The organism is Micromonospora sp. WMMD1274 (genome assembly GCF_049179035.1).
In the GTDB taxonomy this organism is placed as follows: domain Bacteria; phylum Actinomycetota; class Actinomycetes; order Mycobacteriales; family Micromonosporaceae; genus Micromonospora; species Micromonospora tulbaghiae.
Map to the genome: position 1 here is coordinate 6,289,219 of NZ_JBMHMG010000001.1, position 23,642 is coordinate 6,312,860.

33 protein-coding genes are annotated in these 23,642 nt (G+C 72.7%); 19 read left to right on the forward strand and 14 right to left on the reverse strand.

The annotated features are described in order from the left end of the window. Nucleotides 1-118: 118 nt before the first annotated feature. Complete coding sequence (locus ACN27D_RS29665; protein ID WP_421500575.1) at nucleotides 119-871, forward strand: GNAT family N-acetyltransferase; 753 nt, start codon at nucleotides 119-121, stop codon at nucleotides 869-871. Between the two features lie 139 nt (nucleotides 872-1,010). Here ACN27D_RS29665 and ACN27D_RS29670 read toward each other — a convergent pair whose 3' ends face one another. After that, nucleotides 1,011-1,838 carry a hypothetical protein gene (locus ACN27D_RS29670; RefSeq protein WP_421500576.1) on the reverse strand — a complete coding sequence of 276 codons (828 nt, stop codon included), beginning with the start codon at nucleotides 1,836-1,838 and terminating at the stop codon, nucleotides 1,011-1,013. 219 nt (nucleotides 1,839-2,057) lie between these two features. Between ACN27D_RS29670 and ACN27D_RS29675 the strand changes: the two genes are divergently transcribed. The 3 genes from ACN27D_RS29675 to ACN27D_RS29685 all read left to right on the forward strand — a co-directional run bounded on the left by ACN27D_RS29675 (nucleotide 2,058) and on the right by ACN27D_RS29685 (nucleotide 4,258). Beyond that, nucleotides 2,058-2,567: a hypothetical protein gene (locus tag ACN27D_RS29675; RefSeq protein WP_358173322.1), complete on the forward strand. Its 510-nt coding sequence runs from the start codon at nucleotides 2,058-2,060 to the stop codon at nucleotides 2,565-2,567. Nucleotides 2,568-2,998: 431 nt separating this feature from the next. Further along, nucleotides 2,999-3,742, forward strand: coding sequence for an SDR family NAD(P)-dependent oxidoreductase (locus tag ACN27D_RS29680; protein WP_357895852.1), 744 nt, complete (start codon nucleotides 2,999-3,001; stop codon nucleotides 3,740-3,742). A gap of 126 nt (nucleotides 3,743-3,868) precedes the next feature. Further along, nucleotides 3,869-4,258, forward strand: coding sequence for an MmcQ/YjbR family DNA-binding protein (locus ACN27D_RS29685; protein ID WP_421500577.1), 390 nt, complete (start codon nucleotides 3,869-3,871; stop codon nucleotides 4,256-4,258). A 39-nt stretch (nucleotides 4,259-4,297) separates the two neighbouring features. On the opposite strand, the gene ACN27D_RS29690 is transcribed toward ACN27D_RS29685, so the two are convergent. Beyond that, the gene (locus tag ACN27D_RS29690; protein ID WP_358173316.1) at nucleotides 4,298-4,795 is read right to left on the reverse strand and encodes a DinB family protein; all 498 of its coding nucleotides are present in this window, start codon (nucleotides 4,793-4,795) and stop codon (nucleotides 4,298-4,300) included. 96 nt (nucleotides 4,796-4,891) lie between these two features. Then, nucleotides 4,892-5,296: a winged helix-turn-helix transcriptional regulator gene (locus tag ACN27D_RS29695; protein WP_252448876.1), complete on the reverse strand. Its 405-nt coding sequence runs from the start codon at nucleotides 5,294-5,296 to the stop codon at nucleotides 4,892-4,894. A gap of 78 nt (nucleotides 5,297-5,374) precedes the next feature. On the opposite strand from ACN27D_RS29695, the gene ACN27D_RS29700 reads away from it, so the two are divergent. Next, the gene (locus tag ACN27D_RS29700) at nucleotides 5,375-6,172 is read left to right on the forward strand and encodes an SDR family NAD(P)-dependent oxidoreductase (RefSeq protein ID WP_358173314.1); all 798 of its coding nucleotides are present in this window, start codon (nucleotides 5,375-5,377) and stop codon (nucleotides 6,170-6,172) included. 26 nt (nucleotides 6,173-6,198) lie between these two features. Here ACN27D_RS29700 and ACN27D_RS29705 read toward each other — a convergent pair whose 3' ends face one another. Together ACN27D_RS29705 and ACN27D_RS29710 are read right to left on the reverse strand one after the other, a co-directional pair. After that, nucleotides 6,199-6,666 (reverse strand): SAM-dependent methyltransferase, encoded by a 468-nt coding sequence (locus ACN27D_RS29705; RefSeq protein WP_357895843.1) that lies wholly within the window; start codon nucleotides 6,664-6,666, stop codon nucleotides 6,199-6,201. Between the two features lie 28 nt (nucleotides 6,667-6,694). Then, on the reverse strand, nucleotides 6,695-7,072 hold the full coding sequence (locus ACN27D_RS29710) for a DUF4267 domain-containing protein (protein WP_421500578.1): 378 nt from the start codon (nucleotides 7,070-7,072) through the stop codon (nucleotides 6,695-6,697). 106 nt (nucleotides 7,073-7,178) lie between these two features. On the opposite strand from ACN27D_RS29710, the gene ACN27D_RS29715 reads away from it, so the two are divergent. From ACN27D_RS29715 to ACN27D_RS29730, 4 genes are all read left to right on the forward strand, one after another. After that, on the forward strand, nucleotides 7,179-7,778 hold the full coding sequence (locus tag ACN27D_RS29715; RefSeq protein WP_357895840.1) for a TetR/AcrR family transcriptional regulator: 600 nt from the start codon (nucleotides 7,179-7,181) through the stop codon (nucleotides 7,776-7,778). A 2-nt stretch (nucleotides 7,779-7,780) separates the two neighbouring features. Next, nucleotides 7,781-8,638 carry a PhzF family phenazine biosynthesis protein gene (locus ACN27D_RS29720; protein WP_358173311.1) on the forward strand — a complete coding sequence of 286 codons (858 nt, stop codon included), beginning with the start codon at nucleotides 7,781-7,783 and terminating at the stop codon, nucleotides 8,636-8,638. A gap of 158 nt (nucleotides 8,639-8,796) precedes the next feature. Further along, entirely contained in the window at nucleotides 8,797-9,165 is a 369-nt protein-coding gene (locus ACN27D_RS29725) for a YciI family protein (RefSeq protein ID WP_091427285.1), read from the forward strand. Between the two features lie 82 nt (nucleotides 9,166-9,247). Continuing rightward, nucleotides 9,248-9,715 carry a hypothetical protein gene (locus ACN27D_RS29730; protein ID WP_421500579.1) on the forward strand — a complete coding sequence of 156 codons (468 nt, stop codon included), beginning with the start codon at nucleotides 9,248-9,250 and terminating at the stop codon, nucleotides 9,713-9,715. A gap of 36 nt (nucleotides 9,716-9,751) precedes the next feature. Here ACN27D_RS29730 and ACN27D_RS29735 read toward each other — a convergent pair whose 3' ends face one another. Further along, nucleotides 9,752-10,156 carry a nuclear transport factor 2 family protein gene (locus tag ACN27D_RS29735; RefSeq protein WP_121683985.1) on the reverse strand — a complete coding sequence of 135 codons (405 nt, stop codon included), beginning with the start codon at nucleotides 10,154-10,156 and terminating at the stop codon, nucleotides 9,752-9,754. Nucleotides 10,157-10,221: 65 nt separating this feature from the next. On the opposite strand from ACN27D_RS29735, the gene ACN27D_RS29740 reads away from it, so the two are divergent. The 3 genes from ACN27D_RS29740 to ACN27D_RS29750 all read left to right on the forward strand — a co-directional run bounded on the left by ACN27D_RS29740 (nucleotide 10,222) and on the right by ACN27D_RS29750 (nucleotide 12,143). Then, on the forward strand, nucleotides 10,222-10,758 hold the full coding sequence (locus ACN27D_RS29740; RefSeq protein ID WP_233585596.1) for a TetR/AcrR family transcriptional regulator: 537 nt from the start codon (nucleotides 10,222-10,224) through the stop codon (nucleotides 10,756-10,758). A 204-nt stretch (nucleotides 10,759-10,962) separates the two neighbouring features. Continuing rightward, complete coding sequence (locus ACN27D_RS29745) at nucleotides 10,963-11,694, forward strand: alpha/beta hydrolase (protein WP_358173301.1); 732 nt, start codon at nucleotides 10,963-10,965, stop codon at nucleotides 11,692-11,694. A 50-nt stretch (nucleotides 11,695-11,744) separates the two neighbouring features. Further along, nucleotides 11,745-12,143 (forward strand): VOC family protein, encoded by a 399-nt coding sequence (locus ACN27D_RS29750; RefSeq protein ID WP_120570246.1) that lies wholly within the window; start codon nucleotides 11,745-11,747, stop codon nucleotides 12,141-12,143. Between the two features lie 22 nt (nucleotides 12,144-12,165). Here ACN27D_RS29750 and ACN27D_RS29755 read toward each other — a convergent pair whose 3' ends face one another. Both ACN27D_RS29755 and ACN27D_RS29760 read right to left on the reverse strand, forming a co-directional pair. Beyond that, on the reverse strand, nucleotides 12,166-12,546 hold the full coding sequence (locus ACN27D_RS29755; RefSeq protein WP_421500580.1) for a VOC family protein: 381 nt from the start codon (nucleotides 12,544-12,546) through the stop codon (nucleotides 12,166-12,168). 13 nt (nucleotides 12,547-12,559) lie between these two features. Beyond that, the gene (locus ACN27D_RS29760; protein WP_091427275.1) at nucleotides 12,560-12,754 is read right to left on the reverse strand and encodes a DNA-binding protein; all 195 of its coding nucleotides are present in this window, start codon (nucleotides 12,752-12,754) and stop codon (nucleotides 12,560-12,562) included. Between the two features lie 202 nt (nucleotides 12,755-12,956). On the opposite strand from ACN27D_RS29760, the gene ACN27D_RS29765 reads away from it, so the two are divergent. Next, nucleotides 12,957-14,363 carry an alpha/beta hydrolase gene (locus ACN27D_RS29765; protein ID WP_421500581.1) on the forward strand — a complete coding sequence of 469 codons (1,407 nt, stop codon included), beginning with the start codon at nucleotides 12,957-12,959 and terminating at the stop codon, nucleotides 14,361-14,363. A gap of 119 nt (nucleotides 14,364-14,482) precedes the next feature. Then, nucleotides 14,483-15,454: an IS481 family transposase gene (locus tag ACN27D_RS29770; RefSeq protein WP_421500101.1), complete on the forward strand. Its 972-nt coding sequence runs from the start codon at nucleotides 14,483-14,485 to the stop codon at nucleotides 15,452-15,454. On the opposite strand, the gene ACN27D_RS29775 is transcribed toward ACN27D_RS29770, so the two are convergent. The 3 genes from ACN27D_RS29775 to ACN27D_RS29785 are packed head-to-tail and all read right to left on the reverse strand — an operon-like array spanning nucleotide 15,451 to nucleotide 17,412. Further along, entirely contained in the window at nucleotides 15,451-16,518 is a 1,068-nt protein-coding gene (locus tag ACN27D_RS29775) for a hypothetical protein (protein ID WP_421500582.1), read from the reverse strand. The two genes, ACN27D_RS29770 and ACN27D_RS29775, sit on opposite strands and share 4 nt — an antisense overlap. Nucleotides 16,519-16,552: 34 nt before the next feature. Continuing rightward, nucleotides 16,553-16,873 carry a PadR family transcriptional regulator gene (locus ACN27D_RS29780; RefSeq protein WP_120573821.1) on the reverse strand — a complete coding sequence of 107 codons (321 nt, stop codon included), beginning with the start codon at nucleotides 16,871-16,873 and terminating at the stop codon, nucleotides 16,553-16,555. A 41-nt stretch (nucleotides 16,874-16,914) separates the two neighbouring features. Continuing rightward, nucleotides 16,915-17,412, reverse strand: a complete 498-nt coding sequence (locus ACN27D_RS29785; RefSeq protein WP_421501217.1) for a YcxB family protein — start codon at nucleotides 17,410-17,412, stop codon at nucleotides 16,915-16,917. A gap of 191 nt (nucleotides 17,413-17,603) precedes the next feature. On the opposite strand from ACN27D_RS29785, the gene ACN27D_RS29790 reads away from it, so the two are divergent. The 3 genes from ACN27D_RS29790 (at nucleotide 17,604) to ACN27D_RS29800 (ending at nucleotide 20,233) form a co-directional block, all read left to right on the forward strand. After that, nucleotides 17,604-18,335, forward strand: coding sequence for a DedA family protein (locus ACN27D_RS29790; RefSeq protein ID WP_421500583.1), 732 nt, complete (start codon nucleotides 17,604-17,606; stop codon nucleotides 18,333-18,335). 87 nt (nucleotides 18,336-18,422) lie between these two features. Continuing rightward, nucleotides 18,423-19,598 carry a sensor histidine kinase gene (locus ACN27D_RS29795; RefSeq protein WP_421500584.1) on the forward strand — a complete coding sequence of 392 codons (1,176 nt, stop codon included), beginning with the start codon at nucleotides 18,423-18,425 and terminating at the stop codon, nucleotides 19,596-19,598. Continuing rightward, nucleotides 19,589-20,233 carry a response regulator gene (locus ACN27D_RS29800; protein WP_421500585.1) on the forward strand — a complete coding sequence of 215 codons (645 nt, stop codon included), beginning with the start codon at nucleotides 19,589-19,591 and terminating at the stop codon, nucleotides 20,231-20,233. The genes ACN27D_RS29795 and ACN27D_RS29800 overlap by 10 nt, the downstream gene beginning before the upstream one ends. Nucleotides 20,234-20,264: 31 nt before the next feature. Here ACN27D_RS29800 and ACN27D_RS29805 read toward each other — a convergent pair whose 3' ends face one another. Continuing rightward, on the reverse strand, nucleotides 20,265-21,008 hold the full coding sequence (locus ACN27D_RS29805) for an SAM-dependent methyltransferase (protein WP_421500586.1): 744 nt from the start codon (nucleotides 21,006-21,008) through the stop codon (nucleotides 20,265-20,267). Nucleotides 21,009-21,048: 40 nt separating this feature from the next. Beyond that, on the reverse strand, nucleotides 21,049-21,825 hold the full coding sequence (locus ACN27D_RS29810; protein WP_421500587.1) for a hypothetical protein: 777 nt from the start codon (nucleotides 21,823-21,825) through the stop codon (nucleotides 21,049-21,051). A gap of 112 nt (nucleotides 21,826-21,937) precedes the next feature. Here ACN27D_RS29810 and ACN27D_RS29815 point away from each other — a divergent pair, with 112 nt between their 5' ends. Next, nucleotides 21,938-22,402 carry a MarR family winged helix-turn-helix transcriptional regulator gene (locus ACN27D_RS29815; RefSeq protein ID WP_421500588.1) on the forward strand — a complete coding sequence of 155 codons (465 nt, stop codon included), beginning with the start codon at nucleotides 21,938-21,940 and terminating at the stop codon, nucleotides 22,400-22,402. A gap of 14 nt (nucleotides 22,403-22,416) precedes the next feature. Here the strand turns inward: ACN27D_RS29815 and ACN27D_RS29820 are convergent, their stop codons facing one another. Continuing rightward, nucleotides 22,417-22,641, reverse strand: a complete 225-nt coding sequence (locus ACN27D_RS29820; protein WP_421500589.1) for a hypothetical protein — start codon at nucleotides 22,639-22,641, stop codon at nucleotides 22,417-22,419. A 116-nt stretch (nucleotides 22,642-22,757) separates the two neighbouring features. Between ACN27D_RS29820 and ACN27D_RS29825 the strand changes: the two genes are divergently transcribed. Then, entirely contained in the window at nucleotides 22,758-23,633 is an 876-nt protein-coding gene (locus ACN27D_RS29825) for an alpha/beta fold hydrolase (protein WP_121683971.1), read from the forward strand. The last annotated feature ends 9 nt before the right edge of the window (nucleotides 23,634-23,642 follow it).

Below are 23,642 nucleotides of genomic sequence, written 5' to 3' on the forward strand. Positions count from 1 at the left end.
CCGCCTGAGTGTCGACCACGCGACGGATGACCGTCGCGTGCCTGCGGCACGGCGGGGCGGCCCGATGTTTCCTCCGCCCGTCGTAGCTTCTCTCATGCATCGAGGTCTCCCGTTGAGCATGGATGCCCGCATCCAACAGTCAGTCGTCGTCAACCTGTCGCGCCGGCCCGCGCCCGTCGAGGTGGGGCCGTTCGTGATCGGGCTGGACCCGACGACGACCAGTCCGTACGTCAACTACGCGACGCCGCGTCCCGGCGCCGCCGTCACCGCGGCCGACGTCGCCGCCCTGGTCGCGGCGTTTCACGCCGCCGACCGCAGACCCCGCCTGGAGTACGTCACCAGTTGCGTCCCCGATCTGGAGGCGCTGCTGAACGCCGCCGGCTTCACCGTGGAGGCCCGGCACACCTACCTGGTCTGCGTGCCGGACACGCTGGCGTCCCCACCCGTGCCGGACCACCTGAGCCTGTGCGAACCGGCTACCGATTCCCAGCGCGCGGCGCTGATCAGCGTGCAGAACGAGGCGTTCGGCGGCGATCCGGCCGTCTCCGGGGCCGACGTGGCTCGCCTGCGCCGCCAGCAGGACGCCGGCGGCGTGGTCGTCGCGGCCGTCACCGTGGACGGTGGCTGCGCGGGCGGCGGCGGTGCGGCAGCGCCCGTCGGCGCGGTCGGCGAGGTGGCCGGCATCGCCGTCCGCGCGCCCTTCCGTCGCCGGGGACTGGCGTCCGCGATCACCGCCGACGTCACCCGGCGGCTGTTCGACGCCGGTGCGGAGGTCGCCTGGCTGGAGGCCGGCGGCGAGGACTCGTGGCGGGTCTACGAGCGCGTCGGCTACCGGCCCGGCGGTCGACGGCTCTACACAGCGATGGACTGAGCCGCGCCGAGGCGCCCGGGCTGAGGTTCGACGACCGAGGCCCGGGCCACCGCGGCAGGCCGACCTTGCTGCGTCGTCCACCGCCGGCACGGGGCGGCGGCCGGTGCCCCGTGCCGCAGAAAGGTCCAGGCCGGGGCGATCAGGATGGGGAGGGCAGGCGATGCGGCGTCTCGGCCCACGGGTACGACCCCGGGCTGTCGAGCAGGTGGTCCCAGATCACGCCGAGAGCGAAGGCGTGCCGGCCCAGCACTCCCTCGTGGCGCAGCGTGAAGCCGTCCGGGCCGGAGATCAGCCGGACCGTGCTCGGCTCGCCGTCCGGCAGTGTGGCGAGCGGTTCAGGGAAGACCGGCCCGCCAGCGGTCGTCCACGTCCACCGCCGGGTCTCGTCGTCGACGTGCTCCAGCCGGATCGCCAGGTCGCCGGCCGGCAGCACCGTCGCGGGGACCTCGACGGGCGCGGGCCGGTGACGGACCACAGTCACCCGGTCCAGGCCCTCGTCGTCCTCGTCGTCCGCGACCAGGGACAGCAGGGCCCACTCGGCGGCCTTCGCCGGTTTCTGCTCCCAATCGCGGTCATCCGGACCGGCCAGTACGGTGCGCCGTCGCGTCTCCTCGGTCACCGCCCAGATGTGCAGTTCGTGCTGCTCGGGCGGGTCCTGGTCGGTGCGTACCGACTCGTGCAGCCGGTTGCGGGCATGAACCCGCACCCGGACCAGCCCGCGGGGGACGGCGAGGCCGGTGAGCGCGTCCGGGGGACCGCCCATGAGCCCGACGACCGACAACTCACCGAAGGGACTCCACAGGGTCGCCTCACTGATCGCGTCCCACCCGGCCTCGACCTCGATCGGCGGGCCGGGCAGGACACGCGCACGCACCTCGATCCCACCGGTGTGGAGGCCACAGAAGCCGGTGAACTGGTACGGCCCACCGACGTGCAGGAGCCCGTCACCGAGGGTGTAGAGGGGCATGCCCGTCTCTCCCGGCACTGCGGACACGTCGTACTGGCAGTAACTGACGGACACCCGAGTCCAACCGGACACCGGTTCCTCCCGTCGCTGCTCTGCGCGGTCCGCGTCGGCCATCGCCGAATCGTAGCGGCGTCCGGAGCGGACGGTGCCCCGCTCGCGCGGCCGGCTCGGAAGCCTTATCGGCTGGCCGCCGCCGCGCGATCCGGGTACACCTGGGCGGTGATCCTCATTCAGCGGGTCCGCGTCCGGTGGACCGCCGCCGCCCGCGGCGCGCCCGCGGCGAACGCCCGCCGCGGCCTCGTCCGGGCGATGCCGCCGCCCCGGCCGCTTCCGGACGCCGAGGTGGTCGTCCACGACGTGCTCGCCGACCAGGAGGCCGGCTACGAACACCGGGAAGGGGTACGCGCCGGAGGCGTCGCGCTGGCCCGCGAGATCGGACTGTGGCTCGGGCACGATCGGGCGTCGGTCGTCGTGGACCGGCTGCCCGGATCGGCGGCGTATCCGCGGGCGCCGGGGTCGGCGCGGCTGTTCACGCTCGCACCGGGGCAGGTCGGCCGCTACCGGGCCAACTTCCGCTTCACCGGATGCGCGTGCAGCCCGAGCTGGTACTACGAGGAATGGCTCGTGCACGTGGGTCACGGCACGGGGGCGCCTTTCGGGTACGGCGAGCCGGACCGCGACGTCGACCACCGTGTCCGGCTGTACGGGGGCGCGCCCGCGCGGCTGTGAGACCGAGCCTGACCGGACCTCGACCGGTAGCGCCTCGTGGCGCGCGTCTCGCCGTCGACGTGCGCGAGAACCGGAGCGAGACGGACTGGTACCAGCCGGAGTACTGGCAGGTGAGTCTGGACCTGGTGTTCCCGGACGCACCCGCACTCGCCGACCTCGACCGGCTCACGCGCAGGACACCGGCTTCGATTTCCGCCGGCCCGGCCCCGGACGGGACCGCGCGATCGGCGAAGCCGAATGGGAGCTGCGGCACTACCCGACACCGCGGGCGCTGTGGTCGAGCACTCCCGTGCGCAGCACCGTCACGCCGGACCGGACGGACTGAGCCACCGCACGCGGTCACCGGCCACTCGCGGCGTCCGTGCGGTGTCACGAACGCGGCGTCCGATCCCCGCCGGACAGCCGGCCCGTTGTCGACCAGGCTTTCCACCATGCACAACGCACTCGACGGCAAGGTAGCTCTGGTCACCGGTGGTGGCCGTGGCATCGGCGCGGCGGTGGCCCTGCGCCTGGCTGAGGACGGCGCCGATGTGGCGCTGACGTTCCAGCAGAACCAGCGTCGCGCCGACGACGTGGTGGAACAGATCAAGGCTGTGGGACGGCGGGCGATCGCCGTGCGGGCCGACAGCGCCGATCCGGCAGCGGTCATCGCGGCGGTGGACCGGACCGCCGGTGAGCTGGGCCGGTTGGACATCCTGGTCAACAACGCGGGCGCGTTCCTGCTCGGGCCGCTGGAGCAGTTGAGTCTCGACGAGTTCGAGCAGACAGTCGCGGTGAACGTCCGGGCGCCGTTCGTCGCCTCGCAGGCCGCGGTGCGCCACATGTCGGCGGGCGGGCGGATCGTCAACATCGGCAGCAACACGGCCGAGCGGGCGGTCTTCCCGGGCTTCTCGCTCTACGCGATGAGCAAGACCGCCCTGATCGGTCTGACCAAGGCGCTCGGGCGCGAACTCGGCGGTCGAGCGATCACGGTGAACCTGGTGAACCCCGGTGCCACGGACACCGAGCTGAACCCGGCCGACGGCCCGGACGCGGACACGATCAACGGGTTCACCGCGCTCGGCCACTACGCGCAGCCGGCCGACGTGGCCGCCGCCGTGGCGTTCCTGGCCGGCCCGGACGGGCGTTACGTCACGGGCGCGACGGTGAACGTCGACGGCGGCTTCACCATCTGATCGGCTCCCTTCCCGGCGTACTGGCCGCGGCCCGTCCCCACTCGCCTCACCGGGGACGGGCCGCACCTGTCGGAGGCGGCAGCTAGGCTGTTCCGGTGCGGAGGGCGGTGTACCGGGGTGGCCGTCGTGGCTGACGCGGACGACGTCCGCCGGGTGGCGCTGTCGCTGCCGCACGTGGTCGAGATCGACAGTGACGGCTTCGACTTCCGGGTCGCCGGCAAGGGGTTCGTCTGGTCGTATCCCGAGCGCACGCCCGGTCGGCCGCGACGTATCCGCACCGACATCGCCGTGCTGTACGTGGGCGACGAGGCGGAGAAGCAGGCGTTGCTCCTCGGCGAGCCCGACCTGTTCTTCACCACGCCCGCGTACGACGGGTCACCCCTGGTCATGCTGCGGCTGGCGCACATCGGCGTCGAGCGTCTGACGGAACTGGTCACCGACGCGTGGCGGATGCGTGCCCCCGACTCGTCGACCGCTGACCCCGACGCGGACCCGGATGCGGACGCCGGCGCGTGACGCCGGCCGTTTCGACGACGGGCCACCGCCGGCTGCCCGCTATCCGTCGAGGATCTGCTCCCGCAGGATGTCCGCGTGCCCGCAGTGCTGGGCGAGTTCGCGCAGGACGTGGAGGTACACCCAGCGCAGCGGAAGCGGGCCCCGCCGGTGCCCGGTGAGGAGGTCGTCCAGACCCCGCGCGGAGGTCGCCCGGCGTGACGCGTCGCGGGCGTCGCGGTATGCCCGCCGGACGCCGGCGATCGTGTCGCCGTCGTCGAGGAGGAACGAGTCCTCGGACCGCTCGGGGATGCCGATCTCGGCACGCGACCGGCCCGTGACGGCCTCGTCGAACCAGACCTTCTCGACGAAGGTCGCGTGCTTCACCAGACCCAGCAGCGTGGTGCGGGAGGCCACCAACGATTGACGTGCCTGCTCCTCGGTCAGCCCGTCCAGGCAGCGGTCGAGCGCGTTGCGGTGCTCGTCGAGGAACGCCTCGAACTGGGCCTGGATCGGCTGCGCGACGACCTCGGCGGAGAAGGTGAGCGGAAAGGACGGCATGGACCGAGCATTCCAGATCGACGCCCGCCGCTCGGCCGACGAACGCCGGACCGGTGTCGCGGGTGTCCTCGTGCGGGCGGATGAGCGCAGCGTTTCTCAGGCGGACCGCTGACGTGCCGCGACGATCTCGGCGTGGTGGGCGACCGCCCAGTCGGCCAGCGCGGAGAGCGGCTCCAGAAGGCTGACACCGAGTGGCGTCAGCCGGTACTCGACGCTCGGCGGCACCGTCGGGAAGACCTCACGTTCGACCAGGCCGTCGCTCTCCAGCGCGCGCAGTGTCCGGGTGAGCATGCGCGGGCTGATGCCCTCGACGGCCCGGTGCAACTCGTTGAACCGGTGCGGATGCCGGCCGAGCAGGGTGAGCAGCAGCAGCGTCCACTTGTCGCTGGTCCGCCGCAGCAGGTCGGTGACCGGGCAGCGGTCGTACTCGCCGGCCGGAACCGGCATCGGCAGCCGGTGATCGTGCAGCGAGGCGCTCACATCGGTGTCACCTGTGGACATGAAAGTGCCTTCTTCCGCCTCCGCCGACCTGCTGCCCAGGATGAGGCAGGCCGATGAGCAAGACGATAAGGGGGCGACGTGGGCGTCGTGGTGGTCAGTGGCGGCACGAACGGCATGGGACGTGCGTTCGCCCTGGGGCGGGCCGAACGTGGCGACCGCGTCCTGGTGCTCGGCCGCAACCGTGAACGTGGCGAGACGATGGCCGGCGGCCTGATCGCCTTCCTTCCCGTCGATCTGTCCAGCATGGCCGAGACGCGGCAGGCCGTCGAGCACATCCTCGGCGAGCACCGGGTCGTGGACGCGTTGGCGCTGTTCGCGAATGCGGTGGCGCCGCGTCGCGTCGTGACGGTGGAGGGACTGGAGCGCACGTTCGCGCTCTACTACGTCAGCCGCTACCTGCTCAGTTTCGGTCTCCGTCCGGCCCTGGACCGGGCGACCGCACCGGTGATCGTGAACGTCGCCGGTGCCGGGGTCACGAAAGGCGGGGTGAGATGGGCCGATCCGCAGATGGCGGCGGGCTACTCGGCCGTCGCCGCGCAGTTGCAGGCCGGCCGGGCCAACGACCTGCTCGGCGTGGGCTTCGCCCAGCGGTCCGGTAGCCGCGCCCGATACGTGCTCTACCATCCCGGGTTCACCAGGAGCGGTGACCGTAGCGTGCTCCCGTTCGTGGTACGAGGGCTGCTCGCGGTGGCGGCGGCGGTCGCCGCCCGGCCCGTCGCGGACGCGGTGGCGCCGATTCACCGGTTCCTGGACGCGCCGCCGACCGCGCCGGTGACCGCCGTCGACCGGGGGAAGCGGCTTCCGCCCGATTTCCCGACCCTCGACCCCCACGACGCCGAGCGGTTGATGGACCTCACCGAGAGGCTCCTGCGGTGAGCGCCTGTACGCGCGCCGCGCCGACGCTACGGCTGGAAGTACTCGGACATCATGTCGTCGACCCATTCCGGCTGGCGGACGTCGGCGGGGACGAACTCCTTCAGCACCGGCTTCAGGTCGACGACGGGCGTGCCCGACACCGCGTCGAGGCCCACCACCGTCAGCTCCCGGCCGTCGACGGACTCGATCCGGCAGCAGGTCACGCCGATGCGGTTCGGCCGGCGCGGGCCGCGACCGGCGAACACGCCCATCGGCGGCAGGTCGGCCCGGCCGCGGTAGGGGCGGGGTTCCCGGAAGTCGCCGCCGTCCGGGAACCGGTCGAAGACGAAGAAGACCTCCACGTGGGAGAACTCCGCCAGGCCCTGGAGGCACGCCTCACCGAAGCGCTCGTCGACGACGATCGTGCTGCGGACGGCACCCCAGTTGTCGCTGTGCTGGATGTCCGTCCGGTCGTTGCGGACCGTACCGATGGAAGTGATCTCGAAGTTGCGCATGATCGGATTCTCCGTTCCGTGTGGCCGGTCAGGCGGCGAGCAGCAGGGCGCTGATCACCAGCATCACCAGGGCGGTGGCGCCGTGAACGCCGTAGACGGCGGTCGCGGGGCCGTTGCTGCGGCGCACGATCAGCGCGTCTCCGACGGGTATGCCGGTGGCGGCGAGCATGAACCAGCCCAGCAGATGGGGTGTCGCGCCGGCTACCAGGATGAGGATGAAGACGCCCGAGGCGATGTCGCGTACGGCCTTGACGGTCAGCCAGGCCCGGAAGGTCGGGTCCTCGGTCGGCGTGTCGGGGATGCCGAAGCCGGCGGCGCCCTGCGGCGCCGGGAAGGCGAGCACTCCCATGAGGACGCAGCCCGCGCCGATCAGCCCGGCGAGCACTGTGGCGACTGTGGTGAGCATGGGTGGTGTCCCCCTCGGTGACGGCGGCGGGCGGCTAGCGGCGCTAGCGGTGAGAGCGACGATAGGTTGCTGACGACAGGATGTCTAGCGCTGCTAGGATCGGGTCATGTCCGCAATCAGCGAGCGCCGCGAACGTGAACGGGCGCAGCGTCATCGATTGATCGTCGCCACCGCGCGCGAGCTGGCCGAGGCCGAGGGCTGGGAGGCGGTCACCACCAGGCGGCTGGCGGACCGGGTCGAGTACAGCCAGCCCGTGCTCTACAGCCACTTCGACGGCAAGGACGCCATCGTCGCCGCGGTCGCCCTGGACGGGTTCACCGAACTCGCCACCCACCTGAGCCGCGCACGGCAGGCCGCGCCCGATCCCGGGCGGTCCCTGCGCGCCGTCTGCCGCGCCTACCTGGACTTCGCGGCCGAGCGGCCGGCCCTGTACGACGCCATGTTCGTCCTGCCCACCGAACTGCGGTTCGCCAGCGCGGAGACCCCGCCGCCGCTGCGAGCCTGCTTCGACGAGTTCGTCAGCTGCTTCGACCCCGCAGACGAGCGGCGGGAGCTGTCCGCGGAGGTCCTCTGGAGCGCGCTGCACGGCATCACGGTGCTGTCCCGCAGCGGCCGTGTCCCGGCGGGCGGGCAGGGGGAGCGACTCGACTTCCTCGTCGCCCGGTTCGGGACAGCCGGGGACGGGGCCGCTGGCCTAGGATCGTGATCATGGACGTTCTCCGATACGCGGCGTTCACCGCCGACCCCGCCGGTGGCAATCCGGCCGGTGTCGTCCTGGACGCGACCGGGGCGGGCGACGCGGAGATGCAGCAGGTGGCGGCCGAGGTCGGCTACTCCGAGACGGCGTACCTCGTACCCGCGGGCGGGGACGGGCGGTTCACGGTGCGCTACTTCAGCCCGAAGGCGGAGGTGCCGTTCTGCGGCCACGCGACGATCGCCTCGGCGGTCGCCTACGCGCAGCGGCACGGCCCCGGCGTGCTGCACCTGGACACCCGCGCCGGACTGGTCGAGGTCGCCACGACCGTGCAGGCCGACGGCACCACGACCGCCACGCTGACCAGCGTCGCGCCGCGCACCGTACCCCTGAGCGCCGGCGACCTGGCGGCGCTGCTCGCCGCGTTGCGCTGGTCGCCGGACGATCTCGACGCGACGCTGCCGCCGCGTGTCGCGTACGCCGGGGCCTGGCATCCGATCGTGGCCGCCGCGACCCGCAAGCGCCTGGCGGACCTGGACTACGACATGGCCGCGCTGAGCGCGCTGATGGCCGAGCGGGACTGGACGACGATCGACCTGGTGCACCGGGAGTCTCCGCTGGTGTTCCACGCGCGCAACCCGTTCCCGCCCGGCGGCGTGGTCGAGGACGCCGCGACCGGGGCGGCGGCCGCCGCGTTCGGCGGTTACCTGCGCGAGCTGGGCCTGGTGCAGCCGCCCGCGACGGTCACCGTGCGGCAGGGCGAGGACATGGGCCGACCGAGCCTGCTCACCGTCGGCATCCCCGCCGGACCGGGCGCCGGGATCGCGGTGACCGGCACCGCCGTGCCCATCCCGGAGGAGGCCGTGCGGTGACGGGCAGCGGGCCACGCTCACCTGCCGGCACCGGCCGTCGCGTGCCTTGACGACGGCGTGCACCGACGCGGGCTGCCGCCTGTCGGATCCGGGGCGGCTCGTTCGTAGTACGGGTGAGAGGCGGCCGCACCGGGCCGCCCGGACAAGGGAGTCATGGCATGCCGCGGTACCTGATCTCGTTCAACGACGGCGCGATGGACCACATCCCCGCCGAGGAGATCCCCCAGGTGGGCAAGGACGCGCACGCGGTCATCCAGGAGGCCGTGAACGCGGGCGTGTTCGTGTACGGCACCGGGCTCGAACGCCAGCAGGCGAGCATTGTGGGTACGGACGGGGTGGTCACCGACGGGCCGTTCCCGGAGACCAAGGAGGTCATCGGCGGGTTCGTGGTCCTCGACGTGTCCTCACGCGACGAGGCGCTGAAGTGGGCCGCCAAGATCGCCGTCTCGTGCCGCTGCGCCCAGGAGGTCCGGGAGATCATGCCCGACCCCGAGACGGAGGCGATGCTCCGCGCAGCGGGCCGGTGACGGGTCCAACGTCGACGCGATGACGGGGTGGGCGTGGCACCCGGACGGCAGCCACGCCCACCATGATCGCTAGCCTCGTGCGGTGAAACGTGAACTCGCCGCACTGTCCCTGCTGTTCGTCTCCGCGTGCGCACCAGCGGAGCCCGCTCCGTCGTCGTCCGCCGTTCCGTCGTCGTCGCCCTCCTCCGCCGCGGCGGCGTCGGCCGCTCCGCAGGCCGGCTCGACCGCGCCCGCGGACAAGGTCGCGACCGGGGCGTGCAACATGGTGGCCCGGGTGATCGAGCAGCAGGACGTCCGCTTCACGTCGAACTCGCCGATCGCCCTGCGCGCCCGTAGGGCGACCGACCCGGGCGTCCGGGAGGCCGGCGAGCGACTGGCGGTGGTGACGAAGGAATCCGGAGACATGTTCATCCGGAACGACCCGAACGAGGACACCGGTCCGGTCGACGCGCGCATGGCCGAGGCGCAGCGTGCGCTCCTCACGGCGTGTACGGCCCTGTTCGGTCCGCAGCCGTGGCCGTTCGCCCCGTCGCCGACAGCGAGCAGCTGAGCCGGGCGGTGCGCGGCGCTCCGTGGTGACGCAGGTTCAAGCCTGGCCGGCGGCCTGAGCGATGACGAGGGTGTGCTGGTATTCGCGCCAGTGGGCCAGCTTGCCGTCCCGCGTGCGCAACACCCCGATGAACGGCGCGGAGGCGGTCACGCCGGTCGTCGTGTGCGTGCCGACGAGTTCGTACTCGACCACGATCACCTCGGGATCGGCGGTCTCGTGGACGACCACGCCTCGGCAGTCGTCGAACCGCACCGGGAACAGCGCCCGGCCCGCTTGCGTGAACTGGAGAACGGTCTGCTTTCCCTCGGTGCGCGTCGGATGGCCGGGCGCGGCGAAGGGCGTCTCGATCACCACGTCGTCGGCCAGGGAATCCCCGTCGAAGGTGGGGAGGTTCGCCAGCCACCGGGCGCACATGCTGTCGAAGATCTCCTGCGGTGTCATGCCGGCCTCCAGAATAATGAGTGATGACTCGACTTGCGATCGAGAATAGTGAGTGGAGGCTCATTTTGATAGAGGGTCCGCCCCTGCGCGCCGACGCGCAGCGCAACCGGGCACGCATCCTGGACGCCGCCGAGGCGGTCTTCGCCGAGTCCGGCACACGCGCCTCCACCGAGGAGGTGGCCCGCCGGGCCGGCGTCGCCATCGGCACGGTCTTCCGTCATTTCCCCACCAAGGAAGACCTGCTCGTCGCGCTCATGAAGCGACTGCTCGTGCAGCTCGCCGAGGAGGCGGGAAGACACGACCTCTTCGGGTTCTTCCGGCACACGGTGGCGCAGGCCGCCGCGAAGAAGACCGCAGTCGACCTGCTCGCCGGATCCGGGGTGGACATCCGCCTCCCGGACGCGGTAGGCCACCTGGAGGAGGCGGTGGGCAGGCTGCTCGACCAGGCCCAGGCCGCCGGAGCCGTCGCCGGCTCGGTACGGCTACCCGAGGTGATGGCGCTGCTCACCGGCATGTGCCAGGGCGCCCTGCACGGTGGATGGGACGAGCACCTGCAAGCCCGCACGCTCGCGGTCGTCTTCGCCGGCTTCGAGCGCGGCTGACGGTCCGGCGTGGATCACGCAGCGGTGAACCGCGATAAACCGGTTGGCAGCTCCGGCGAGCGCTGTTAGCTTTCCGGTGGCCGTGCCGGAGGACGAGGGAGGTGGTACCCGTGACCGCAGTAACGACATGGGTGCTCCCCTCGGGGGTCACGGCCGGGCGATAGGTCGTCCGGGAGCGCCGTCGCACTCCCGAAAGGCACGACAATGCGATTCACCTCCGAACAGCGCCTCGCCGACGGCGTCCGCGAGCGCACGTTCATCCTCGGCGAGATCCCCGGCCTCCTGTGGACCCCCGCATCCGCGTCCGAGCCGGCCCCGCTGATCCTGCTCGGTCACCCCGGCGGACTGCGCCGGATGTATCCCCGCCTGGTGGCCCGTGCGGAGGGCTGCGTCGCGCAGGGCTTCGCCGCGGCCGCCATCGAGCTTCCCGGAAGCGGCGACCGCCCCGCGTCCGCCGCCGCCGAGCAGGCCCGCGCCGACCTGCGCCGCGCCCTGGCGGCCGGTGAGCCGGTCGCCGACGAGATCGTCGACCGGCTCGTCCTGCCGCTGGTCGAGAAGGCGGTCCCGGAGTGCCGGGCCGCGCTGGACGCCCTCCTCGCGCTGCCCGAGGTCGGAGGCCCGGTCGGGTACGCCGGCGGGGTGATCTCGATCGGCGTACGGCTGGCGCTGGTCGAACCGCGCATCGTGGCCGCGCTCCTGTTCGCCGGGAGCTTCGTGCCGCGCACCATCATCGAGGAAGCGCGGCGGGTCACCATTCCGCTGCACGTCCTGCTGCAGTGGGACGACGAGGGCAACGACCGGCAGATGGCACTGGACCTGTTCGACGCCTTCGGCTCCACCGAGAAGACGCTGCACGCCAACATGGGTGGGCACACGGGCGTTCCGCATTTCGAGGGGGACCCCGCGAGCCGGTTCTTCGCCCGGCACCTGCGGTAGCGGCGCGCAAGCACCGGACCCCGGCAGGACCCGCCGTTAGGGTGGGGCACATGGCGCCCGTGACCGGACTGGACCACGTCGTCATCGCCGTGTCCGACTGGCGGGTCGCCACCGACTTCTATCGCGACGTCGTCGGCGCCGAGGTGATCGGCGCCGGCGGCGACCGCGTCGCCTTCCGGGTCGGCCCTCAGCAGTTGAGCGTGCACGGGCCGGGGCTCGACCTCGGCGGCAACGTCGCCCGCCTCCCGGTCCGCCCGGGCAACAGCGACATCTGCTTCGTCTGGGCGGGGCGGATCGAGGAGGCGGTGGCGCACCTGCGACGGCACGGCGTCGAGGTGGAGACCGGACCGGTCCGGCGGGTCGGTGCCGGTGGCGCCGGGACCAGCGTCTACTTCCGCGACCCGGACGGAAGCCTGCTGGAGTTCATCTCCTACCAGGAGACGCCGTGACGGTGGCCGGTCAGAGCGGGATTCACCTGGGCCCGCCGACCGGCGACGCCCAGGTGGGGCGCCGGATCAGGCAGAACGGGTGGCCCGCGGGGTCGGCGTACACGTGGTCGCCCGGCAACCGCCGCGCGCCCAGCGCGAGCACCGCCGCACCCGCCGCGTCCTGGTCGTCGACCATCACGTCCAGGTGCATCTGCTGCGGCACCGCCGGATCCGGCCACGTCGGCGGCGTCAGCCCGGAGGCGCGCTGGAACGCCAGCCCGGACGTCGCCGTACTGGTCGACACGACGGCGAAGTCGTCGTCCGCGTACGTGATCGGGTCGCCGAGGACCGCGCTCCAGAACCGTGCCTCGGTCATCGGATCCGAGCAGTCGACGATCAGGTGGTGGAGCCTGCCGAGCGGCATCGCGATCACCTCGTCAGCTCAGCCGCAGGTCGTGCTCGTCGAGGGCGGCCTCGATGACGTCCAGCGCCTTCGGCCCCATGCCGTGCAGGCGGGCCAGCTCCGCTCGCGGCACGCCGGCGAGCCGGCGCAGCGTGGTGTAGCCGGCGGCGGTCAGCGCTCTCGTGGCCGGTGCGCTGATCTTCGGCAGGCGGTCCAGGGACGACGTCATCGCCCGATGCTAGACCGCTAGGACCAGACCCGAAGCCCCTCCGAGCGCCCGACTGCCCCGGACGCGAACTCGTCCCCTTCAGATAGCCCTCAGGGCGGAGTCGGGGAGAAGGCCCGAGGGGCATATCGGGGCGTTTCCGTATAGGACTCGGGTGGGGCGCCGCTGAAGAATCGACGAGCATCCACACACACTGGGAGGTACCGTGTTCCGACGTACCGTGGCAGTCGCTCTGGCCGCGCTCACCGTCCTGGCGGGACTGCACGGCGCGGCGCGGGCCGACGGTCCGCCGCAGCGGCTCGTCTGGGGCGAGTGCGCCGACGACCTGCCGAACGTCCCGCCGGACGAGCGCGTGCGATGCGCCCGGCTCCGCGTGCCGGTGGACTGGACCCGGCCGAACGGCCCGACGTTCGAACTCGCCGTGGCACGCCGGCTCGCGCGAACGCCGGAGCGGCGGGTGGGCACGCTGGTCTTCGGGCCGGGCGGCCCCGGCGACTCGGGGGTGGAGCGCATCCGCAAGGGCGACCGGTTCAGCGGCGAGTTGCTGGACCGGTTCGACCTGGTCAGCTTCGACCCGCGCACCGTGGCCCGCACCGCCGCGCCCGTCTGCACGCCGGATCCGGCGCTGCGCAAGCCGCCCGTCCCGCTGACCGGCCAGGCCGACTTCGACGCCGCAGTGGCCTACAACAGGGCCCTGTGGAGCAGGTGCCGCCCGACCAGCCCGGTGTTCGACCACGCCGACACGCTCAGCACCGTTCGCGACCTCGACGCGTTGCGGCGGACGCTGGGGGAGCGGCGGCTGTCCTTCCACGGCAGCTCGTACGGCACACTGCTGGGCCAGCAGTACGCCGAGCGGTACCCCGGCCATGTGCGGGCCGTCGTGCTGGAAGGCGTGTTCGACCACAGTCTCGACGTACGGTCCTTCGTGCGGACACAGGCCGCCGCGTTGCAGGACTCGTTCGACGAGTTCGTGTCCTGGTGCGACAGGTCGGCGGACTGTGTGCTCCACGAACGGGACGTGCGGTCGGTGTGGGCGCGGGTGCTGGCCCGCGCGGACCGTGGCGGGTACGCCCCCCGTACCGCCTTCGACGTCACCGCCGTGGCACTCGGCCTGCTCGCCGGGCCGCGCTGGCCGCAACTGGCCGCGACCGTGCGGGACATGGACGCCGGCACGCCGCCGCCGGAGGTGAACCTCCCGCTCTCGGTCGCGGCGTTCTGCGCGGACTGGCCGGCGCGGGTGCGCGACCACACCGACTACGCCGGCCTGGTCCGGGACGCCGTGGCAGTCGCCCCGGACGTCCGGTACGGCGCCGGTCTGCTGGCCGTGCAGACCTGCCTGGGCTGGCCGTCCCCGGTCCGCAACCCGCCGCGCGCGCTGAACGTGCACACCCGCACGCCGCTGCTGCTGCTCAACGCGCGGCACGATCCGCGCACCGGCTACGCCTGGGCGGAGAACGTCGCCCGGCAGTTGGGCCGGCACGGGCGCCTGGTCACCTACGAGGGCTGGGGCCACGGCACCTACCAGCGCACCGCCTGCACGGAGGCGGTGGTGGACAGGTACCTCGTCGACCTGACGGTGCCCACCCCCGGCACGCGATGCCCGGCGAGCTGACCCGGCGCGCCGCTAGATGTAATGCCCATGAGGGTTGTTGACGGCGTGGCGGCTTGAGACGAGGCGAGACCTCCGGCGAGGTGTGAGGTGCTGACGCCCACACGGAACCGGAGGTCTCCATGGCCCACCGTAATGCCCGGCTGACCATCCACGGCCGGCGGCTGCTCATCACGCGTGTCGTTGACCAGGGTCGGCCGGTGGCCCACGTCGTGAAGGAACTGGGCTGTTCTCGGGCCACCGGCTACAAGTGGCTACAGCGGTGGCGGGCCGAGGGCGACGCTGGTCTGCGGGATCGATCCAGCCGGGCTCACCACCAGCCGCACAAGACGCCCGCCCAGTTGGAGGCGCGGGTCTGCCAACTGCGCCAGGAACGCAAACTCGGGGCTCGCCGGCTCGGACCGTTGCTCGGGATGCCGGCCTCGACGGTGCACGCCGTTCTGACGCGGCACGGTCTACACCACCTGGCCTGGCTCGACCGGCCCACCGGTCAGCTCATCCGCCGCTACGAGCGCGACCGGCCCGGCGAGCTGATCCACGTCGACGTCAAGAAACTCGGCCGGGTTCGCGACGGCGGCGGCTGGCGCATCTTGGGCCGCGACAGCCTGGAACACCGCCGTGCCCGCACCGCCGGCCGTGTCGGCTTCGACTACGTGCACTGCGCCATCGACGACCACACCCGTCTCGCCTACGCCGAGATCCACCCCGACGAGAAGACCGACACCTGTGCCGGCTTCCTCCGCCGCGCCGCCGAGCACTTCGCCACCCACGGAATCACCCGCGTCGAACGCGTCATGACCGACAACGCATTGGCCTACCGCCGCGGCCGAGCCTGGCACCAGGCCCTGACCGACCTCGGTGCCACCGCCCGCTTCACCCGCCGCTACCGACCACAGACCAACGGCAAAGCCGAACGCTTCAACCGCACCCTGTGCGACGAATGGGCCTACGCCCAACCCTTCACCAACAACCAGCAACGCGCTGACGCTCTACCCGCCTGGCTGCACACCTACAACCACCACCGCAACCACACCTCGCTCGGCGGCAAACCACCCATCAGCCGCGTCAACAACGCTGCTGGGCATTACAGCTAGAGCGCCGGTCCCGGGTCCGACGCCCCGGCGAGCGTACGGGCCGCCGGGCGCCGGTGCGGCAGCGCCGCCAGGCCCAGCACGAGCAGCAGCAGGACCGTGCCGACCAGGAACGGCAGCGACAGGGCGGGCTGGCCGAGCCACTCCCACGGCACGTGCCAGCGCGGATGCGGCTCGTCCAGATGGTGCGTCAGCATCAGCGGCGCGCCGAGCAGGATCGGCGCGGCCCAGAACACCATCGCGACGCCGTACAGGACCTTCGCGGGCCCCTGCACCAGCGGGCGCCGTCCCTCGGCGCGCCGGCTGGCCCAGCCGAACAGCACCCAGCCGCCGGCCAGGCCCAGCACGAAGCCGAGCATCCCGGCGGGGTAGGCGGTGCCGGGGGTGGCACGACTGAGGGTGACATTCGTCGAGCCGTCGGCGGTGAGTTCCACGGCGAGGATGTGGTCGCCGCGTTCGGCGTACACGGTGATGTCGGAGGGGATGGACGCCGGGTCGCATCGCGGAGTGTCGGGGACGCAGTCGTAGGCGTCGGCGTAGAAGGGCTCGTGGCGCTTCCACCCGGCGGCGTCCAGGCGTTTCCGCAGGTCGGTGAGGCCGCCGGCCGGCGTCTGGTCGAACGACGCGGTCAGCTCCGCCAGCGCGTACTCGCCGCCGTCGCCGAGCAGCAGCTCGGACAGGAGATCCTCGCCGAGCGGGTGCCCGTAGACGAGGAACACGGCGGGCGGGTCGTCCTGGTCGAGGTGGCCGGCCTGCCGGTCCGGGTAGAGCTGTCCCACCACGGCGGCCAGGTCCCGGTGGTCGAGCGGACGGGAGCCGAGCCAGGCGAGCCAGGTGCCGAACGACGCGGCGAACAACCCGCAGACCACCGCGAAGACCGACGCCCAGGCCACGACGGTACGGCTCGCCGGCCGTCCCAGCCGGGCGCGCAGACCGTGGCGTACGAGATTCGCCGCCACCCGGGTACGCCGGTGGGCCGCGCCGACGTCTCGTACCGTCTCCAGGATCTCGGCCCCGCGCGCGCGGCGGTAGTCACGGGGGTAGGCCAGCAGCAGCCAGCGGTGCATGGGTGTCTCCCTACGGGGCCCGCGACGGTGGGGGTCAGGCGGTGCGGGGCCGCAGGGCGCGCAGCCGGGTCTCGGCGGCGGACGCGAGCTGCCGCAGCCGCTCGGTCTGGCGTGCCAGCTCGGCCTGCCCGTCGGCGCGCAGCCGGTAGTACCGGCGCAGCCTGCCGTCGACCACCTCTTCGTGGCTGAGTTCGACGAGGCCCTGCGCGACCAGCCGGTCCAGGGCGGCGTAGAGCGTGCCCGGCAGCAGGTTGACGCGACCGCCGGACAGGCCGGCGACCTCCTGGATGATCCCGTAGCCGTGGCGCGGCTCGTCGGCCAGCGCGGTCAGGATCAGGAACGTCGCCTCGCGCATCTCACTCACCGCGGCAACATATACAGTCAATCAATACATCGTCAACGGTCGTCGAGCAGATGCCGTCCGGCCATGAAGGCGCGCAGCGTCCCGGCGTCCTCGGCGGACATCAGCCACCGTGGGATCACGGTGGCCGGCATCCGTCCCACGTACACGATCCAGAAGTCCGGGGTCTCGGTGACCCGCGTGACGCCGTCCCAGGCGATGCCGCCGGACTCCGAGCCGCTGCGCATCATGATGTTGCGGTCGTCGATGTCGTAGCCGCCCTCGACGGCGTAGCCGCCGGAGCGGCGCCGGGCCCGCCACCGCACCCACGGCGCGTACAGCATCGACAGCACGCCGGCCACGATGAACGCGGTCCACAGCGACGCGAAGCGGTCACCCCGCTCCGATGCCTGCGAGCCGACCCAACCGATCACCCCGATCGCGGCGAGGGCCGCGCCGATGTAGCCGAACCGGCGCAGCCGCGCGGCGGCGAGCGCGGCGGCCACACGGGCCGGATAGGCGGGGTCGGCCGGTACGGCGAAACGGATCTGCATCGGCACCGAGGACCACCCACCGGACTCGTGTTCGGGACTGCTGGTGCGCTGCCCCGCGAAGACGTGCGGCTCCACGTTACCGGTGGCCGGGCGGGGTGCGGTTTTCCGCACCCCGGCGGCTGCGGCCGGCCCGCGCAGGTCGGCGGCCGACCTCATGGTCCGGAACATCGCGGCTGCATAGCGTCAACGGCATGATCCGTTTGTGGCACGTTGCCGAATGGCTGGCCGAGGAATCCGATCCGCCGCAGGGCGGTCTGTCCGGGCTGGTCACCGATCTGATGGAACGGCTCGGCGCGCCGGGCGCCGGCCTGGCGGTGGCGTTGGAGAACCTGTTCCCGCCCATCCCGAGCGAGGTGATCCTGCCGCTGGCGGGGTTCACCGCCAGTCAGGGCCGGATGAACCTGTTCGCCGCGATCATCTGGACCACCATTGGTTCGGTGGTGGGCGCGCTGGCGTTGTACCGCATCGGCGCCGCGCTCGGACGCGACCGCGTCCGCGCGATCGCGGTACGGCTGCCGTTGATCCAGGTGAGCGACATCGACCGGACGGAGACGTGGTTCGCCCGGCACGGGGTGAAGACGGTCTTCCTGGGCCGCATGATCCCGATCTTCCGCAGCCTCATCTCCGTCCCGGCGGGGGTGGAGCGCATGCCGGTCCCCACGTTCCTGCTCTACACCACGCTGGGCAGCCTCATCTGGAACACCGTGTTCGTGATGTCCGGCTATCTGCTCGGGGAGAACTGGCACGTCGTCGAGCCGTACGCCGGGACGTTCCAACGGGTCGTCATCGTGGTGTGCGCGCTCGCCGTCTCGTACTTCGTCGTGTCCCGGGTGATCAGGGCGCGCCGTCCGGGACCGGCGACCGAGCACGCCGTACGCGGCACGCTGTACGGAACCCCGCGCCGGCCGGACGACGGCCGGTGACCGGTGGCTAGGTTGGCAGGCGGCCGGACACGCGCCCGGCCGCCCGCCATCGACCCGGGACGACACGAGCCACGACGGGAGGCCCCGATGCCGGAGCACACGGTCCGCGGTCGGCGGTCGCGCCTTCTCGCCGTGGCCCGGCGAGGCCGGCCGGTGGCGGCCGTCGCCGTCGGGGTCCTGACCGCCGTGGCCGAGGCGCTGGTCCTGCTCCTCGCCGGGCTCGCCGTGGTCGCGGTCGCGCCGGTGCCGGCGGTCCGTCGCCGAGTCGGCGCCACCACCGCCCGGTACGCCCGGCGCGTCGCGGAGTGGGAGCGGCGACGCCTGGCGGTCGTCGCCTCGGAGGAAGCGCCGCCACCGGTGCGGGCGAGCGGAGCCCGGGTCGTCGGCTACCTGGCCGCCCGGCTCCTGCCGGCGGCGCTCGGCGCGCTCACCGCCGGGCTGCTCGTGGTCGGCGTGGTGCTCGCCGCCATCGTGGTGCGCTCCTTCGTGGCGGGCACCATGACCGTCGCCGGGTTCCTGCTCCAGGTGCTGATCGGGGCCGCCCTGCTCGCGGTGAACCTCCAGGCCATGGCCGGTGTGGCCACGCTGGACCGCCGGCTGGCCCACCGCCTGCTCGAATCCCACACGCGCGAGGCGTTGCAGCGGCGGATCAGCGAACTCGCGGTCAGCCGGGCCGGCGTCATCGCCGCTGTCGACGCCGAGCGTCAACGCATCGAGCGCGACCTGCACGACGGGCTGCAACAACACCTCGTCGCCCTCGGCATGCTGCTCGGGCGGGCGCGCCGCAGCCGCGACCCCGACAAGGCACGCGCCCTTCTCACGCAGGCGCACGAGGATGCCCAGCGTGCCGTCGACGAACTGCGGGAGGTGGCCTGGCGGGTCTACCCGTCCGCACTCGACCACACCACCCTCGACGAGGTGCTGACCATGGTGGCACAGCGGTCGGTGACACCCGTCAAGATCATCTACGATGTGCCGGTCCGGCCCGCACGGCCGGTCGAGACCGTGCTCTACTTCGTCGCCTGCGAGGCCCTCACCAACGCCACCAAACACGCCCGCGCCACGCTCGTCGCGATCGAGATCGAGGCGCGGGACACGACGATCGGGATGCGTGTGCACGACGACGGCATCGGCGGCGCCGACCCGCACGGCAGCGGCCTGCAGGGGCTCGCCCGCCGGGTCGTCGCGCTGGACGGCCGGTTCGACGTGCACAGCCCACCCGGTGGACCGACCACGATCCGAGCGGAGCTGCCGTGCGCATAGTCCTCGCCGAAGACTCCACCCTGCTCCGCGAAGGGCTGATCCGCCTCCTGGCCGACGAGGGACACCAGGTGGTTGCCGCCGCCGCGGACGCCGACCAGCTGGTCGCCGCCGTCGGCGAGCACCGCCCCGACGCCGTCGTCACCGACGTCCGGATGCCGCCCACCAACACCGACGACGGACTGCGGGCCGCGCTGGAGATCCGCCGCCGCTGGCCGCACGTCGCCGTGCTGGTCCTGTCCCAGTACGTCGAGAAGCGCTACGCCGCGAAGCTGCTCGCCGACCGGTCCGAAGGCGTCGGCTACGTCCTCAAGGACCGCGTCGCCCAGGTCGAGGAGTTCCTCGACGCGCTCGACCGCGTCGCCGCCGGCGCCACGGCGCTCGACCCCGAGGTCGTCCGGCAGCTCATGTCCGCCACGAGCCACAGCGACCCGCTGGGCCGCCTCACCCCCCGGGAACGCGACGTGTTGCACCACATGGCGCAGGGGCACACCAACGCCGCGATCGCCGGACGCCTGCACGTGTCGCAGAGCGCTGTCGAGAAGCACGTCAACACCATCTTCGACAAGCTCGACCTGTCCCACGTGACCGGCTACAGCCGCCGCGTCCTGGCGATCCTGCGCTACCTCGGCTCCTGATCCCGACCCGGCCCGTGAAGGGGACGGCCGGTCAGATCCGGCGCAGCACCAGCGTCACGAACCCCAGCACGCCGCGGTATCCGCGCAGCCACTGGTCGCGATGCTCCCGGGCGGCGGCCAGCGCGCCGGCGGCATCCGGGTGACCCGGGTTGTCCAGCGCCCACTCGGTCAGCGAACCGGTCCACGACCACTCGTAGTCGTCCCACTCGGCGGCGTCGCTGACGTGCGCGTACACCGGGGTCCAGCCGGCCTGCTCGCCGGCCGCGACCAGACCGGCGAGGTCGGTGTGGTCCTCGGGCTTCGCGCCCAGCGCCGCCAGTGCCTCCGGCGTCGGCGGCACCTGCCAGAATCCCTCACCGACCATCAGGATGCCGTCGGCGTTCACGTGCCGCCCGGCCAGTTCCAGCGTCCCGCCGAACCCGCCGAACGCGTGCGTCGACCCGACGCAGAGCACCAGGTCGTAGTCGCCGTCCGGCACGTACGACCGGGCGTCGCGCTCGTGCAGCGTGAGCCGGTCGGCGAGGCCGCGCACGGCGGCGGCCTCAGTGGCGCGTTCGAGCGCGTGCGGGTTGAGGTCCACGCCGTCGGCGTGCCCGTCCGGGTGGTGCGCGAGTGCCTGCAACGCCCAGGCGGCCTCGCCGCAGCCCAGGTCGAGGATCCGGGCCGCCGGCCGGCGACCGGCCCGGCGCAGCAGCCGGTTGACGTTGACGCCGGAGAGCGGGGCCGCGATCGGGTGGTGCGAGTGCGCGATGCTGCTGAGCCGTTGACGGTCCATCGCCGCAGTCAACACGAGCACAACCGGATTGTCGTGCCGGTCAGGTGCGGCAGACGATCGTCGCGTCGTCGGTGGCGACGCCCTCGCGTGCCTCCGCCTCGCGCACCCGGCGGACCACCTCGGCGGGGCCGTCGGTCTCCAGCAGGCGCAGCAGCCCCGGCCAGTCGGTCAGGCCGAACGTGTCCACGAGACGGCTCGCGCCGTTGCTGAGCAGCGCCGCCGTGCGTACGTCGTCGGCCGGGCACTCGCCGGTGACGGCCTCGTCCACCACCCGGGGGTCGTCCTTGGCGACCCAGAACCCGCCGGGGCTGTTCCGCCGGGCCCGCAACTCCATGAACAGCCGCCGGTACTCGTCGCCGCCCTCGGGCACGTCCCTCAGCCGCTCCTCGAAGGACCGGGCGATCACCACCTCCCGCGGATCGTGGGCGACGACGGGCTCGCCCACGGCCCGGCCGACCACCGCGACGGCGTCGCCGAGGACCAGGTGCTCGACGGTCCCGCCGGAGAACCGGAGCATCGCCACTGCCGCGAACGGGCTGATCGGGTGGGTGACGTCACAGGTGTCGCGGTGCTGGTCGGTGACCCGCTCGATGCCCTCGGCCAGCACGTCGCGCAGGCTCCGATCCTCGGCCAGCGCCCCGAGCAGCGCGCCCCCGAGCCGGGTCGCGTACCAGGCGATGCCGTGGTGGCAGACCTCGTCCGCGCCGGAGATGCCACCGGCGCCGTCGACCAGGACCATGCCGCAGGGGACGGCGCCGGCGAAATCCTCATTGGCACGGCCGGGATGCCCCGCGTCGGTCGCCATCGCTACCCGCATGCGCCCCATCATGCCTGCGTCGGCGGCCACACGGTGCCCCGCGAGGCTTGATCTCAAGCGCGGTTGAGGTCCTAGCGTCGTGCTCACCGACCACTGCCGGAGGTAGACCACCATGACGACGCCGCACCTGTCCGACGCCGAACTCGCGGGCCAGCCGGCCGCCTACTGGACGGGCGTGGCGTACGAGTCGCTGATCGCCTTCACCCGCGCCCGGCAGGCCGAGCACGGCCTCACTCAGCCCCAGTTCTGGCTCCTGCGCAACCTGTCCCCGAACGACCTGCTGCCCGGCGGCGGCGGGCTGACCGTCCCCGAGCTGCGGCAGGCGATGGCCTCGTATCTGCGGGCCGAGGACGACCTGGACGCCGAGGCGGAGGTGCTGCGGGAACGCGGCTGGCTCAGCCGCGACGCGGACGGCCGGCTGCGGATCACCGAGGCGGGGGAGGCCGCCCGGGACCGCCTCAAGCAGCACGCGCCGGCAATCCGCGCCCGGATCCACGAGGGCGTCGACGACGCGGACTACGTCACCACGCTCAAGGTGCTCCGGCAGATGGTCCGCAACACCGGCGGCACCGGGTAGCGAACCGGCCCGACTCAGGACGCCCGTAGCCGCCGGACGGCCAGGCGCACTCCCTGATGGAGCAGCACGCCGGCGCCGGTGTTGACGACGGCGAGCACTGCCGCGCCGAGCAGTCCGGCGCCGACGTCCATCACGTCGGTCGCGACCAGCACGGCCGGCCAGCCCAGCGCGGCGGCGGCGAGCGACGACCGCCACCAGCGCCCGAGGAGAACCCCGAACAGGATCAGCACCGGGATCATCGCGGACGACCTCCCACCGCCGGCTCGTTCGAGCGTACGCCCAGGCCACCCCCCGTCGGTCGTCGCGGCTGCCGGAATCGGCCGTACGGGCACGCCCGGGCCGCCAGGATGAGGTGATGCGCGCCAGTCAGAAGATCCGCCACCGGCACGCCGACGTCGACGGCCTGGAGGTGTTCCTCCGCGAGGCCGGACGCCCCGGCGACCCGGCGGTGCTGCTGCTGCACGGATTTCCCAGCTCGTCGCACACGTTCCGCGAGGTCATGCCCGCGCTCGCCGAGGTCGCGTACGTGCTCGCGCCCGACCTGCCCGGCTTCGGGATGTCCTCGTCGCCCACCGTCGACGAGTACGACTACACGTTCGAGAACCTGTCGTGGACGGTCGAGCGGCTCCTCGGCCGGCTCGACGTGGACCGCTTCTTCGTCTACCTGCACGACTTCGGCGCGCCGGTCGGATACCACCTGGCCACCCGCGCCCCGGAACGGATCCGCGGCCTCGTCGTGCAGAGCGGCAACGCGCACGCCGACGGGCTCGGCGCGCAGTGGGACACCGCGCGGGCGTACTGGGCGGACCCGGGCGAGGCCACCCGCGCCGCGCTGCCGGACTGGCTGACCTTCGCCGGCACCCGGGACCAGTACCTCGCCGGGCTGCCCGGCCACGTACGCCGGTTGCAGGCGCCCGAGGCGTGGCACCTGGACTGGGCGCGGATGACCCGGCCCGGCAACGTCGAGGCGCAGTTCGCGCTGTTCACCGACTACGCGAACCACGTCGCCCGGTTCGGCGAGATCGCCGCGTACCACAGCGCCCACCAGCCGCCGGCGCTCGTGCTGTGGGGCCGGCACGACGCGTACTTCGACGTGGACGAGGTGCTCGCGTACCACCGCGCGCTGGACCGGATGGACGCGCACATCTACGACGGCGGCCACCTGCTGCTGGAGACCCACGCGGCCGAGTGCGCCGCGCTCATGCGCGCGTTCGTGCGGGACAACTCGTGAGCCGGGAAG